The 12,137-nt window shown below is 65.1% G+C and carries 14 protein-coding genes; 8 read left to right on the forward strand and 6 right to left on the reverse strand.

The window, feature by feature from the left end; genetic code table 11:
- The first annotated feature begins 52 nt into the window (after nucleotides 1-52).
- Entirely contained in the window at nucleotides 53-697 is a 645-nt protein-coding gene (locus TVC13_RS12450) for an O-methyltransferase (protein ID WP_422401502.1), read from the forward strand.
- Here TVC13_RS12450 and TVC13_RS12455 read toward each other — a convergent pair.
- From TVC13_RS12455 to TVC13_RS12475, 5 genes are all read right to left on the reverse strand, one after another.
- Nucleotides 694-2,310, reverse strand: a complete 1,617-nt coding sequence (locus TVC13_RS12455; protein ID WP_422401503.1) for a leucyl aminopeptidase family protein — start codon at nucleotides 2,308-2,310, stop codon at nucleotides 694-696. The two genes, TVC13_RS12450 and TVC13_RS12455, sit on opposite strands and share 4 nt — an antisense overlap.
- Nucleotides 2,311-2,319: 9 nt before the next feature.
- Nucleotides 2,320-2,487: a DUF3117 domain-containing protein gene (locus tag TVC13_RS12460; protein ID WP_082413265.1), complete on the reverse strand. Its 168-nt coding sequence runs from the start codon at nucleotides 2,485-2,487 to the stop codon at nucleotides 2,320-2,322.
- Between the two features lie 184 nt (nucleotides 2,488-2,671).
- Nucleotides 2,672-3,262: a DNA-3-methyladenine glycosylase I gene (locus TVC13_RS12465; protein WP_422401504.1), complete on the reverse strand. Its 591-nt coding sequence runs from the start codon at nucleotides 3,260-3,262 to the stop codon at nucleotides 2,672-2,674.
- Complete coding sequence (locus TVC13_RS12470) at nucleotides 3,259-3,651, reverse strand: DivIVA domain-containing protein (RefSeq protein WP_422401505.1); 393 nt, start codon at nucleotides 3,649-3,651, stop codon at nucleotides 3,259-3,261. The genes TVC13_RS12465 and TVC13_RS12470 overlap by 4 nt, the downstream gene beginning before the upstream one ends.
- 36 nt (nucleotides 3,652-3,687) lie before the next feature.
- The gene (locus TVC13_RS12475; RefSeq protein ID WP_422401506.1) at nucleotides 3,688-4,458 is read right to left on the reverse strand and encodes a TIGR00730 family Rossman fold protein; all 771 of its coding nucleotides are present in this window, start codon (nucleotides 4,456-4,458) and stop codon (nucleotides 3,688-3,690) included.
- Between the two features lie 144 nt (nucleotides 4,459-4,602).
- Here TVC13_RS12475 and TVC13_RS12480 point away from each other — a divergent pair, with 144 nt between their 5' ends.
- The 4 genes from TVC13_RS12480 (at nucleotide 4,603) to TVC13_RS12495 (ending at nucleotide 7,944) form a co-directional block, all read left to right on the forward strand.
- Entirely contained in the window at nucleotides 4,603-5,382 is a 780-nt protein-coding gene (locus TVC13_RS12480; protein WP_422401507.1) for an amino acid ABC transporter ATP-binding protein, read from the forward strand.
- An 81-nt stretch (nucleotides 5,383-5,463) separates the two neighbouring features.
- The gene (locus TVC13_RS12485; protein ID WP_422401508.1) at nucleotides 5,464-6,300 is read left to right on the forward strand and encodes a glutamate ABC transporter substrate-binding protein; all 837 of its coding nucleotides are present in this window, start codon (nucleotides 5,464-5,466) and stop codon (nucleotides 6,298-6,300) included.
- Between the two features lie 100 nt (nucleotides 6,301-6,400).
- A complete protein-coding gene (locus TVC13_RS12490; RefSeq protein WP_422401509.1) occupies nucleotides 6,401-7,075 on the forward strand; it encodes an amino acid ABC transporter permease in 675 nt (224 codons plus the stop codon).
- Nucleotides 7,072-7,944 (forward strand): amino acid ABC transporter permease, encoded by an 873-nt coding sequence (locus TVC13_RS12495; RefSeq protein ID WP_422401510.1) that lies wholly within the window; start codon nucleotides 7,072-7,074, stop codon nucleotides 7,942-7,944. The genes TVC13_RS12490 and TVC13_RS12495 overlap by 4 nt, the downstream gene beginning before the upstream one ends.
- Before the next feature lie 80 nt (nucleotides 7,945-8,024).
- On the opposite strand, the gene dapE is transcribed toward TVC13_RS12495, so the two are convergent.
- Nucleotides 8,025-9,119 (reverse strand): succinyl-diaminopimelate desuccinylase, encoded by a 1,095-nt coding sequence (gene dapE, locus TVC13_RS12500; protein WP_422401511.1) that lies wholly within the window; start codon nucleotides 9,117-9,119, stop codon nucleotides 8,025-8,027.
- A gap of 33 nt (nucleotides 9,120-9,152) precedes the next feature.
- On the opposite strand from dapE, the gene dapD reads away from it, so the two are divergent.
- From dapD to galE, 3 genes are read left to right on the forward strand one after another with little or no spacing between them, the layout of a single operon-like run.
- The gene (dapD, locus tag TVC13_RS12505; protein ID WP_422401512.1) at nucleotides 9,153-10,124 is read left to right on the forward strand and encodes a 2,3,4,5-tetrahydropyridine-2,6-dicarboxylate N-succinyltransferase; all 972 of its coding nucleotides are present in this window, start codon (nucleotides 9,153-9,155) and stop codon (nucleotides 10,122-10,124) included.
- Between the two features lie 24 nt (nucleotides 10,125-10,148).
- A complete protein-coding gene (locus tag TVC13_RS12510; protein ID WP_422401513.1) occupies nucleotides 10,149-11,024 on the forward strand; it encodes a hypothetical protein in 876 nt (291 codons plus the stop codon).
- A 48-nt stretch (nucleotides 11,025-11,072) separates the two neighbouring features.
- A complete protein-coding gene (gene galE / locus TVC13_RS12515) occupies nucleotides 11,073-12,092 on the forward strand; it encodes a UDP-glucose 4-epimerase GalE (protein ID WP_422401514.1) in 1,020 nt (339 codons plus the stop codon).
- Nucleotides 12,093-12,137 lie beyond the last annotated feature (45 nt).

A 12,137-nucleotide genomic window follows, 5' to 3' on the forward strand; every position in this document is an offset into this window, starting at 1 on the left:
GCTTCCCGGCTGCCAAACCCCTGGATGATTCGAAGAAAGAGACAGTGCACCCATGAGCGCCGACAAGCAGAGCACGTGGTCCTACACGGAGGGGCTGCCGTTTGAGGATGAAGTCCTGCTCCGCGCGCGGGAGCGTTCGCACGAACTCGGTGTGGTCCCGGTCAGCACCGGAGTGGGTGCGGCGCTGACCGTACTGGCGGCGTCGTCCAAAGCCCAGACGGTAGTGGAGATCGGGACCGGCGCGGGCGTCTCCGGCGTCTGCCTGCTGCGCGGCCTTGGGCCCGGTTCGGTCCTGACCACCATCGACTCCGACGTGGACCACCTGCGGGCGGCACGCCTGGCCTATTCGGAGGCAGGCATTCCCGGCAACCGCACCCGGACCATCTCAGGCCGTGCCGCACAGGTGCTTCCCCGCCTGACGGACAACGCCTACGACCTGGTCTTTGTCGACGCTGACAAGGCGTCCTTCGTGCTCTACGCCGAGCAGGCCGTGCGGCTGCTGAAGCCGGGCGGGCTGCTGATCATCAACGGCGCCCTGGACAACGGCAGGGTTGCCGACCCGGCTGCGCGTGAACCGCTCACGGCGACCATGCGCCAGGTCGGCAGGCTCATCCGGGACAACGACTCCCTGGTCTCAGCACTGCTGCCCACCGGCGACGGCCTCCAGCTGGCCGTGAAGACGGCGTCCGGCCGCTAGGCGCTTTCCGCCCGCGTCCGTGCCGCGCGCGCACGCAGGAATGAAATCAGCAGCCTGGCACCAAAACCGGTAGCGCCCTTGGAATACTCATGGGTATCCGACGACACTTCCATGGGGCCGGCGATGTCCAGATGAATCCACGGCGTTCCGTCCACGAATTTCTCCAGGAACAACGCTGCCAGGATGGCGCCGGCACCGGCCTTTGCTCCCACCGGAGCAACATGGGCAAGGTCCGCGGTCGCCGATTCAAGCAGGTAGTCGTAGTCGGGCACCAGAGGGAGCTGCCAGAGCGGCTCCCCGCTGCTGCTGGCGGCTGCTTCCATCGCGCCGAGCAGCTGCGGATTGTTGCCGAAGAGCGCTGCGTGGCGTTTGCCCAGGCCCAGCATGGCAGCACCGGTCAGGGTCGCGACGTCGATCAGTGCCGAGGGCTTTAGCTCCTGCACAGCGTAGGCCAGCGCATCGGCAAGCACCATGCGCCCTTCGGCATCCGTATTGCCGATCTCAACCGTGGTCCCGTTATAGATCCGCACAATGTCGCCCGGGCGGTAGGAGGCGCCGTCCAGCGCGTTCTCGGCCAGGGCCAGCAGGCCTGTCACCTCGAACGGAAGCTGAAGTTCAGCGGCGGCCTGCACGGCAGCCAGAACGACGGCCGAACCCGCCATGTCCATTTTCATTGCGGGCATGGACTCGCGCGGCTTGAGCGAAATGCCGCCCGAGTCGAAGGTAATGCCCTTGCCCACCAGGACCACGCGGTCTTCTGAACCGGCGCCCTCCGGCCGGTAGGTGATGCGGACCAGCCGCGGGCCGTTGGCGGATCCGGAGCCGACGGCGGTGAGACCGCCGAATCCTTCAGCCGCCAGGGCCTGCGGATCACGGATTTCCACATCCAGGCCGTGGGCAGCCGCCACCGCGGAACTCTGCGCGGCGATCCACTCCGGCGTGGCGGTGTCCGGTGAAGTGTTGGTCAGGTCCCGGGCCAGCCACGCCGCCCGGGCAGAAATCTCTGCCAGTTCCAGGGCGTGCGGTGCCAGGCCGGTTACTTCCATTTGTTCCGCCATGGGCTTTGCAGGCTTTTCCAGGCCGGTCCTGGGCGCACGGTAACCGCCCAGGAAAAACCCCTCCAGGAACGCCTGCTGTGCCTGCGGTGTCATCGAATCAATGACACTCATCCGGATTTTCCGGGCTCCGAATGTTGCCCGGGCCAGGCTGGCTCCGGCACGCCGCAGGCTCTGGTGGGACTCGTCGCCCACACCGAGATAAATAAGCTTGCCGGGCAGGTCCGCGGATCCGCGCGGCGGTTCAACGACAAGGTGCTCGCCGGCCTTGCCGGTGATGCCGGCAGCTTCAGCGCGGGCGGCGACGTCGATCCCGTAGCGCACGGCGGCTTCCACCGCTCCCCGCCGGGGCTCGGGAACCGTGCGGTCCCCCGGCGGCCCCGGAGCTATGGCAACGGCAAGGACGTCAACGCCCTCTTCCGGCAGCGGGGACAGGCCCGAGCCCGGATCCCCGGGACGCTCCGCCAGCGGAGCGAGCCCGGATACCGTCGTCATGGATTTGCTGCGGAGAGACCCGGAGGCACCCGCAGGCTTGGAATTCTGCCTGGAAGGACGCATGCACCAAGCCTAGCTGGTGACGCCGAGGAGGCATTCCTTGAGCTTGCCCGCTTCTTCAGCGTTCAGTTCAACGACAAGCCGTCCGCCGCCGTCGATGGGCACCCGCAAGATCAGGCTGCGCCCTTCCTTGGTGACCTCCATAGGTCCATCACCCGTACGCGGTTTCATCGCAGCCATCTTGAAGTTCCCCTTTCAAAAGTGCACTGCGGGGTTATTCCCCGAGTAATCACCGTTCCTGCTGCCGCCCGCCCCCATTGTTGTTAGGGTGCCGAGCCGCATTTGTCGCCATTATTCCGTACAAACCGTAAGCAGGCGAAATTTCGGTGTGTCTGGGGACACATGTCGCGCCGGCAGCGGCGGTTCAGGAGGGCGGTTCAGAAGGCCCTCTGAACTCGCAGGCGGCAAGGTGGTCGTTCGCGTAGCCGGTGGCCTGCAGCATGGCATAGGCGGTCACCGGGCCCACAAAACGGAATCCCCGCCTGCGCAGCTCTTTGGACAGGCTGCGCGATTCCCCGGTCTCCGCCGGAACGTCCGTGGTTTCGTGCGGGGCAGGCTGCACGGGTGGACGGTGCTTTTCCAGCAGCCCGGAAAGCGTTTCTCCCTCCGGCAGGGTGAGAAGTGCGTGCGCGTTGGTGATCACGGCCCGGATTTTCGCTTCATTGCGGACAATCTCCGGATTATCCATGAGGGCTGACACCTCAGCGTCACCGAACCGGGCCACCGCCTGAGGGTCAAACCCGGCGAAGGCCCGGCGGAAGGCTTCCCGCTTCCGCAGGATGGTGATCCAGCTCAGCCCAGCCTGGAATCCTTCCAGGCACAGGCGTTCGAAGAGTGCGTTCTCGCCATGCACCGGCCGGCCCCATTCGGTGTCGTGGTAGGCGAGATAGGTCTCGCTGCCCAGCGCCCAGGGGCAGCGGAGCCGTCCGTCCGGTCCGGGGAGCGCAGCGCTCACCTCTCCTGCCGTCCGGTTTCATCTTCCGGGGACTGCACCTGCGCGTGGCGGCCGGTCCCCGGCTGCGGCCGGCCCTCCGGTTCCCTGAGCTGGGCCAGGGCAGCATCGCGTTCCAGCAGAGCGGCGGCCAGCCTCTGCAGGACCTCGTCCACCTCATCCATGCGGTAGCCGCGCAGCGCCACGGAGAATCTCAAGTCCTCAATGTCGGCGGCGCCGGGGCTCTCCGGAAGCAGCACCGGGGGCAGCCGCGGGTCAGGCTCACCGAGAACATCCGCCGGCACGGCACGGTACGCATCCGCGCCGGCGCGCCGGCGCGCACCGAACCGGCCGGACGCAAACAGGGCTGCCGCGCCCACGACGGCAATTCCAAGGAATGCAAGCAGGATCATCACCGGACCATCGTCGCAGATGCGCCCGCTCCCCGGTCAGAGCGATAGATGCCCGGCGCTGTCAGCGATGATGAGTTTCACTGCCTCGGCGGGATCGTCCACCACGTGCACCAGTTCGAGGTCCTTGGCAGAGACCATTCCCTCTTCAAGCAGGCTTCCGCGCACCCAGTCCAGCAGCGGAGCCCAAAAGTCCGTGCCGATCAGCACTATCGGGAATGACGTCACCTTCTGCGTCTGGACCAGGGTCATCGCCTCGAAGAGCTCATCGAGGGTGCCGAAGCCGCCGGGCAGGACGATGAATCCCTGGGCGTACTTCACGAACATGGTCTTGCGGACAAAGAAGTACCGGAAGTTGATGCCCAGATCCACCCAGTCGTTAAGCCCGGTCTCAAAGGGCAGCTCGATGCCCAGCCCAACGGACACTCCCCCGGCTTCAACCGCGCCCTTGTTCGCCGCTTCCATGGACCCGGGACCGCCGCCGGTTATCACGGCCAGCCCTGCCTCGGAGAGCAGGCGGCCCACGGTGACCCCCGTCTCGTACCAGCGTGAACCCGGCAGGCTCCGCGCCGAACCGAACACGCTCACCGCCGGCCCCAGCTCCGAGAGCGTCCCGAAGCCCTCAACGAACTCGCTCTGGATCCGCAGCACCCGCCACGGATCGGTGTGCGTGAAACTGGTTCCGTCCGCAGTATCCAGCAGGAACCGGTCCGACTGCGGAACCCGGGCCTGCCCGCGGCGCAGTTCGACCGGCCCGCGCCTCTTCGCCGATACCGGTCGGGTGAAGCCTTCTTCGTCGCTGATAGCCATCTACCAAGGCTAGGCCACAGAGGTGATGAGCACCTCATCACTGACGCACCGGGTCGGAGTCATTTGGTTTCTCTTGAGTCACGATTTGTCCACGCCGGAGTGATCGGGGACACCGGGGGTTGAAATGTTCGCTATCTTCTACCTATGACCAGTGACACACCATCAGGGCAGCCGGTGCCTGAGCAAGCAGCACCCCTCGTCTCGCTGAAGAACGTAAACAAGCACTTCGGGGATCTCCATGTGCTGCGGGACATCAACCTTGATGTGGCTCGCGGCGAAGTGGTCGTCGTGATCGGCCCGTCCGGGTCCGGCAAGTCGACCCTCTGCCGTGCCATCAACCGCCTGGAGACCATCGACGACGGCGAGATCACCATCGACGGCAAGCCTCTCCCCGCGGAGGGCAAGGGGCTCGCCAAGCTGCGTGCCGACGTCGGCATGGTCTTCCAGTCGTTTAATCTCTTCGCGCACAAGAGCATTCTGGACAATGTGGCCCTGGGCCCCATCAAGGTCAAGCGGACCAAGCCTGCCGAAGCCAAGGAGAAGGCGATGGCGCTGCTGAAGCGCGTCGGCGTCGACAACCAGGCGAACAAGCTTCCCGCCCAGCTCTCCGGCGGACAGCAGCAGCGCGTTGCCATCGCCCGGGCGCTGGCCATGAAGCCGAAGGTCATGCTCTTTGATGAGCCCACTTCAGCGCTCGATCCCGAAATGATCAACGAAGTCCTGGACACCATGGTGGAGCTTGCCCAGGAGGGCATGACCATGATCGTAGTCACCCACGAAATGGGCTTCGCCCGCAAGGCAGCAGACCGCGTGATCTTTATGGCCGACGGCCAGATCGTGGAACAGGCTGCACCCGAAGAGTTCTTCACCAACCCCCAGAGCGACCGGGCCAAGGACTTCCTCGGGAAGATCCTCGCCCACTAAGGCGCCCGCCGGTTTTTCATCCACCCTTTGAGGCACAGGCCGGGGCCCCCACGGGTCCTGGCCGCAATGCAAGGAGAAAAAATGCGCAATACCCGTTACGCAGTTGCCGCCATGGCAGCAGCTGCCGCACTGACCCTGTCCGCATGCGGCGGCGACTCCGGCAGCGACTCGGCAGACTCCGGTGACGCCGAGACCATCCGCGTCGGCATCAAGTTTGACCAGCCGGGCCTGGGCTTCGCCGAAGCCGGGGACTACGCCGGTTTCGACGTGGATGTTGCCAAGTACGTAGCCAATGAACTCGGCTACGGCGAGGACCAGATCGAATGGATTGAGACCCCGTCTGCCCAGCGCGAGAACATGCTGGAAAACGACCAGGTCGACATGATCTTCGCGACTTACTCCATCACTGACACGCGCAAGGAAAAGGTCTCCTTCGCAGGACCGTACTTCGTCGCCGGCCAGGACCTGCTGGTCCGCTCGGACTCCGACATCACCGGCCCCGAAGACCTGAACGGCAAGACCCTTTGCTCAGTCACCGGGTCCACCTCCGCACAGAAGGTCAAGGACGGAATCGCCACGGACGTGAACCTGGTGGAGCAGCCCAGCTACGCCGAGTGTGTAACGGCCATGCAGGGCGGCTCCATTGATGCCGTGACCACCGATGACATCATCCTGGCCGGCCTGGCTTCCACGGACGCCAACAAGGGCCAGTTCAAGGTTGTCGGCAACACCTTCTCCGAGGAGAAGTACGGCGTTGGCATCCAGAAGGACAGCGACAAGTGTGAAGACATCAACGCTGCCATCGAAAAGATGATCGAAGACGGCGCCTGGGAAGAAGCCATCAAGAAGAACACCGAAGGCGCTGACTACACGTTCAACGCTGAGCTGAACCCGCCGACCATGGACGCCTGCGCCTAAGCGGCCCGCCTCCGCCGGGTTTTCGGCGGCAAAGTTCGGGGCAGGGCCACAAGCCCTGCCCCCAACTCCGCTCCACACATTTTTACGGAAGAGGTGACATATGGAAGGTTTCCTCGAGCTCTTCGGCGAATACGACGTCGTCGGGGCCTTCTGGGTCAACATCCAACTAACATTCTGGGCCGCACTGTGGTCCCTGGTGCTTGGCACCATCCTGGCGGTTATGCGCATTTCGCCGATTGCCAGCCTGCGCTGGTTCGGCACCGCGTACGTGAACATCTTCAGGAACACGCCGCTGACCATCATCATGGTTTTCGGCACCCTTGCCTTGTGGTCCCAGCTGCAGGTGAACCTCTCCGGCGATTTTGACCTCAACTTCTTCCGGCTGGCAGTGCTCTCGCTCTCCGTCTACCACGCGGCGTTCGTCTGCGAAGCGATCCGAAGCGGTGTGAACACCGTGCCGCTGGGACAGGCCGAAGCTGCACGTTCCATCGGACTGTCTTTCCTGCCCGCAGCGTGGCTGATCATCCTGCCGCAGGCTTTCCGCGGCGCCGTCGCTCCGCTGGGCAACGTGCTGATCGCGCTGGCAAAGAACACTACGGTCGCAGCAGTGGCATCTGTGGCTGAAGCTTCCGGCCTGATGAAGACCATGATCGAGTTCCGGCCGGATCTTATGACGCAGATCTTCCTGACCTTCGCGATGGGCTTCGTGCTCATCGTGATCCCCATCGGCCTGCTGACAACCTGGGCCTCAAAGAAACTGGCGGTGGCGCGATGAGCCAGAGTGTCCTCTTTGACGCACCCGGGCCTCGGGCCCGCCGTCGCATCCTCATCGGCAACATCCTCGGCGTCCTGTTTATCCTCGCCCTGCTTGCCCTGGTGGTTAAGGGGCTGGCGGACAAGGGACAGTTCGAAGCAGCCAAGTGGACGCCGTTCCTGGAGGCCGACACCTGGGAATACAACATGCTCCCGGGCCTGCTGGCCACACTCAAGGCAGCCGGCGTCGCGATCGTCACGTCCATCGCTTTCGGTCTGGTCTTTGGCCTGGGACGCCTGTCCTCAGTGAAGGCCGTCAGCTGGGTCGCCGGCGTCATCGTGGAGTTCTTCCGCGCCGTGCCGGTCCTGCTGATGATGATCTTCTTCTACCAGTTCCTCTCCAAGTCCACACCCGTGGCACCCGCGGACGTCCCGTTCGTCGCCGTCGTCCTTGCCCTGACTCTGTACAACGGCTCCGTCATTGCCGAGCTCGTACGGTCCGGTGTGTTTGGGCTGCCCAAGGGCCAGCGCGAGGCTGGACTGGCCATTGGCCTGACCAGAAGCCAGTCCCTTCGTGTCATCGAGGTTCCGCAGGCCCTGGTAGCCATGCTGCCGGCGCTGCTGAGCCAGTTTGTCGTCATCCTGAAGGACTCGGCACTCGGTGCCTTCATTGGCTACAGCGAACTGCTGGTCTTCGCCCGGAGGCTTGCGGCAGGTGACGGCAACATCCTGCCGGCCCTGCTGGTCACCGCGGCAATCTTCATCATCCTGAACATGATCCTCACGTTCGCCGCCCAGCGCCTCTCGCGCCGGCTCGGCGCGCGGGCAGGCACCCTGCTCAAGGCCGACGAGGCCGTGGATCCGGAAGGCGTCCCCGCACCGGCGAAGTAGCCCTCCCTCTCCACCGAGATAGCAGAAAGTGCCCTTTAGAAGCTTCTAAAGGGCACTTTCTGCTATCTCGTTTTATGTGTTCAGGACGCGAGCCAGGTATCCAGCGCACGCAGGCATTCACGGATAGCTCCGGCGCTGACGTGCTCATTGTCCGAATGGGCCAGCAGCGCATCGCCGGGTCCGAAGTTCACTGCAGGAATGCCCAGGGCACTGAAACGGGCGACGTCGGTCCAGCCGTACTTGGGCTTGGGCTCGGCGCCAACAGCCTCGATAAAACTCGCAGCTGCAGGACGGTCCAGGCCGGGCCGGGCCCCTGCGGAAGCATCAGTGAGAACCAGGTCAAACCCGTCCAGCAGGTCCCGGACGTAGGCCTCGGCCTGGGCGAGGTCCTTATCCGGGGCAAAGCGGTAATTGATCTCCACCACGGCCGCATCAGGGATGACGTTGCCGGCCGTGCCGCCGTGAATTCTCACGGCATTCAGGGATTCACGGTAATCAAGTCCTTCAACCCGAACGGTGGCCGGCTGATGGTCCCGCAGCCGCACCAGGATCTCGGCAGCCCCGTGGATGGCGTTGTCCCCCATCCAGGCACGGGCCGAGTGCGCGGCTTTACCCGTGGTGCGGGCCTGGAACCGCATGGTTCCGTTGCAGCCGCCCTCAACAGTGCCGTCGGTGGGCTCAAGCAGGATCGCGAAGTCCGCTTTCAGCCACTCGGGAAAGGACTTCTCCAGCCGGCCGAGGCCGCTCAGGGATGCATCCACTTCCTCATGGTCATAGAAGACGAACGTAATGTCCCGGTTCGGGTCGGTAAGGCCGGCAGCCAGAGCGAGCTGGACGGCGACTCCGCCCTTCATGTCGGTGGCACCGCGGCCGTACAGCACCTCACCGTCCCAGCTGGAGGGGACTGTTCCCCGTGAGCCGGGAACAGAGGGCAGCGGCACAGTATCCAGATGCCCGGCCAGGATCACCCTCTCGCTACGCCCCAGGTTGGTGCGTGCCATCACGGAATCGCCGTCGCGCACCACTTCCAGATGGCCCAGTTCCTTCAGGGCAGCTTCCACGGCATCGGCAATCGCCGCTTCGTTCCCGGACACACTCTCAATGTCCATCAGGGCAGCGGTCAGGTCCGCGACGTCGTCGAGCAGGTTCAGGGGCTTGGCAGGTAATACGGTCACCGCTCCAGACTACCGCTCGCTAGACTAGAACCCATGACTTCAAGCACCTCCTCAGCCCCCACCCCACGCACCGCGTCCGGTCTCGGACTGGCCACCGTAGCCGCAGACGGCACGGTCCTGGATGTCTGGTATCCCCGTCCCGCCCTTGCCCCGCTGGAGAACGACGGCGACCTGGCCGCCGAGCTAGGAAAGGCCGCCGCGGCCATGGCTGATGAGGTGCGCGGAACCCGCGGCGAGGTCGTCGAAACACAGATTGACCTGAACGACGCCCCGGCCGGCACTGCCGACGCCTATCTCCGCCTGCACGTTCTCTCCGCCCGCCTCGCGGCTCCGAACACGGTCAACCTCGACGGCATTTTCGGCGTGCTCCCCAACGTTGTCTGGACCAACTTCGGCCCGTGCCAGGTCGCCGGCTTCGACCAGGTGCGCCTTGGCCTCCGCGCCCGCGGAGCAGTCACCGTCTACGGTGTGGACAAGTTCCCCCGGATGGTGGACTACGTCCTGCCCACCGGCGTTCGCATCGCCGATGCAAACCGCGTCCGCCTGGGTGCGCACCTGGCCGAAGGCACCACCGTTATGCACGAAGGATTCGTGAACTTTAATGCCGGAACCCTGGGCACCTCGATGGTGGAGGGCCGGATCTCGGCCGGCGTCGTGGTAGGAGATGGCTCCGACGTCGGCGGCGGCGCGTCCATCATGGGCACCCTCTCCGGCGGCGGCAAGGAACGGATCACGATTGGTGAGCGTGTGCTCCTGGGAGCGAACTCAGGTGTGGGCATCAGCATTGGAGATGACAGCGTCGTTGAAGCCGGCCTGTACGTCACGGCCGGCACGCGTGTCAGCGTCACTGACCCTGAAACCAACGAGGTCCGCACGGTAAAGGCCGCAGATCTCTCCGGTGTTCCCGGCCTCCTGTTCCGCCGCAATTCCTCCACCGGCGCCGTCGAGGCCCTCCCCCGGCTTGCCCGCACAGTTGAGCTGAACGAAGCTCTCCACGCCAACTAGGAACCGGACCGGGGAGGCAGGGCAGTGGCCCGCGGCGCGCAGCCCGCGGCACGGCGCAGACGCATCAGTGTGCTGCTGCTTGCCGCCGCGGCAGCCGCGGCAGTGCTGCTCTGTCTCCTGGTCCTGGTTGTGAACCGGGACCAGGACCGCCCAATCCGTGAACGCTGCACCGCTACGGTCAGCGGCACCTCCTGGTCCCTGAACCCGGACCAGGCAGTCAACGCCTCCACCATCGCGGCCGTCGCCGTCGCCCGCGGCCTTCCGCCGCGGGCGGCATCGATCGCCCTGGCCACCGCCGTACAGGAATCCGGGCTCCGCAACCTCGACTACGGGGACAACGCGGGCCCCGATTCGCGCGGACTGTTCCAGCAGCGTCCGTCACAGGGCTGGGGTTCGCAGGAACAGGTCATGGACCCGGTTTACGCAGCCAACGCTTTTTATGACGCCCTGGTTCAGGTGCCCGGGTACCAGGACCTGCCCATCACGGTTGCCGCCCAGACCGTCCAGCGAAGCGCCTTTCCTGACGCCTACGCCGACCACGAACCCGAAGGCAGGGCATTCGCTTCGGCCCTGACCGGGCAGTCCCCCGCAGCCCTCACCTGCACCCTCAACCCGGCCGAAGCTCCCGGGGATCCGAACACCGTCCTCGCCGCGATGACCTCACTGTACGGGCAGCAGCAGGCCATGGTCCTTGGCGACGTGCTGGTGGTCGGTGCAACGGGTGAGTACGGCTGGTCGCTGGCCCAGTGGGCAGTGGCGAATGCGAAGGCGCTGAACATCAACGAGGTGTCCTTTGACTCCAGGACCTGGACCCGCGGAAGCGGCGAATGGAAGGCCTCCGATGCCCCCGACACCCAGGTAGCCATTCATATTGCACCCGTTGCCGTCGGCAACGGGTGACAGAGGCCCGGCAGGCCGCAGGCACAGCAGACCCGCTAGGCTGGAACCATGCGAATACTAGTCACCGGAGGAACCGGCTACATCGGGTCCCACACCACGCTTGAGCTGCTGCAGGCCGGCCACGACGTCGTTGTGATGGACAACCTCGCCAACTCCAGCACCGAATCACTCAACCGGGTCCAGGAACTGACCGGACGCACCGCCGCGTTCGTGCAGGCCGATCTGCTGGACCCCGAGGCCCTTGAAGCTATCTTCACGGAGCACTCCCCCGAGGCCGTCATCCACTTCGCCGGACTCAAGGCCGTCGGTGAATCCGTGGCCAAGCCGCTGCACTACTACCGCAACAACGTTGCCGGCACCCTGAACCTGCTGGCAGCCATGGACCGGCATGATGTGCGCACCATCGTCTTCAGTTCCTCGGCCACCGTCTACGGCGCATCCGAAGAAGTGCCGCTGATCGAAAAGATGCCGATGGATGCCGTGAACCCCTACGGGCGCACCAAGGAACAGATCGAGGACATCCTCTCCGACCTCGGTGCCTCGGATGAACGCTGGAGCATCGCCCTGCTGCGCTACTTCAACCCGGTGGGCGCCCACGACTCCGGGCGCATCGGAGAAGACCCCACCGGTGTTCCCAACAACCTGCTGCCGTTCGTGGCCCAGGTTGCCGTAGGACGCCGGGACAAGGTCATGGTCTTCGGCAACGACTACCCCACCCCGGACGGCACAGGCGTGCGGGACTACATCCACGTAATGGACCTCGCCGCCGGCCACCTGGCTGCGCTGGACTACATCTCTGCCCGCAAGGGGGTCAAGCGCTGGAACCTCGGCACCGGCAACGGTTCCTCCGTGCTGGAGGTCCTCGCAGCGTTCTCCAAGGCTGCCGGCCGGGAAGTTCCATATGAGTTCGCTCCCCGCCGCCCCGGAGACGCCGCGGTAAGCTACGCCGATCCTTCCGCGGCCCTGGCAGAGCTGGGCTGGTCCGCCGGCCGCTCCCTGGACGACATGTGCCGGGACCACTGGAACTGGCAGAAGCAGAACCCCCAGGGCTACGCCGCGGACGCCTAGCCACCCTGTACGCAAAAGGACGGGCCCGCTTCCTCATGCTGAGGA

The sequence above is a fragment of the Arthrobacter sp. 3Tela_A genome (genome assembly GCF_049311025.1).
Lineage (GTDB): Bacteria > Actinomycetota > Actinomycetes > Actinomycetales > Micrococcaceae > Arthrobacter_B.

Bases quoted from the DNA above. Each gene is read 5' to 3' on its own strand.
- TVC13_RS12450 (WP_422401502.1), top strand. From the start codon at position 53: ATGAGCGCCGACAAGCAGAGCACGTGGTCCTACACGGAGGGGCTGCCG.
- TVC13_RS12455 (WP_422401503.1), bottom strand. From the start codon at position 2,310: ATGCGTCCTTCCAGGCAGAATTCCAAGCCTGCGGGTGCCTCCGGGTCT.
- TVC13_RS12460 (WP_082413265.1), bottom strand. From the start codon at position 2,487: ATGGCTGCGATGAAACCGCGTACGGGTGATGGACCTATGGAGGTCACC.
- TVC13_RS12470 (WP_422401505.1), bottom strand. From the start codon at position 3,651: ATGATCCTGCTTGCATTCCTTGGAATTGCCGTCGTGGGCGCGGCAGCC.
- TVC13_RS12475 (WP_422401506.1), bottom strand. From the start codon at position 4,458: ATGGCTATCAGCGACGAAGAAGGCTTCACCCGACCGGTATCGGCGAAG.
- TVC13_RS12480 (WP_422401507.1), top strand. From the start codon at position 4,603: ATGACCAGTGACACACCATCAGGGCAGCCGGTGCCTGAGCAAGCAGCA.
- TVC13_RS12485 (WP_422401508.1), top strand. From the start codon at position 5,464: ATGCGCAATACCCGTTACGCAGTTGCCGCCATGGCAGCAGCTGCCGCA.
- TVC13_RS12490 (WP_422401509.1), top strand. From the start codon at position 6,401: ATGGAAGGTTTCCTCGAGCTCTTCGGCGAATACGACGTCGTCGGGGCC.
- TVC13_RS12495 (WP_422401510.1), top strand. From the start codon at position 7,072: ATGAGCCAGAGTGTCCTCTTTGACGCACCCGGGCCTCGGGCCCGCCGT.
- dapD (WP_422401512.1), top strand. From the start codon at position 9,153: ATGACTTCAAGCACCTCCTCAGCCCCCACCCCACGCACCGCGTCCGGT.
- galE (WP_422401514.1), top strand. From the start codon at position 11,073: ATGCGAATACTAGTCACCGGAGGAACCGGCTACATCGGGTCCCACACC.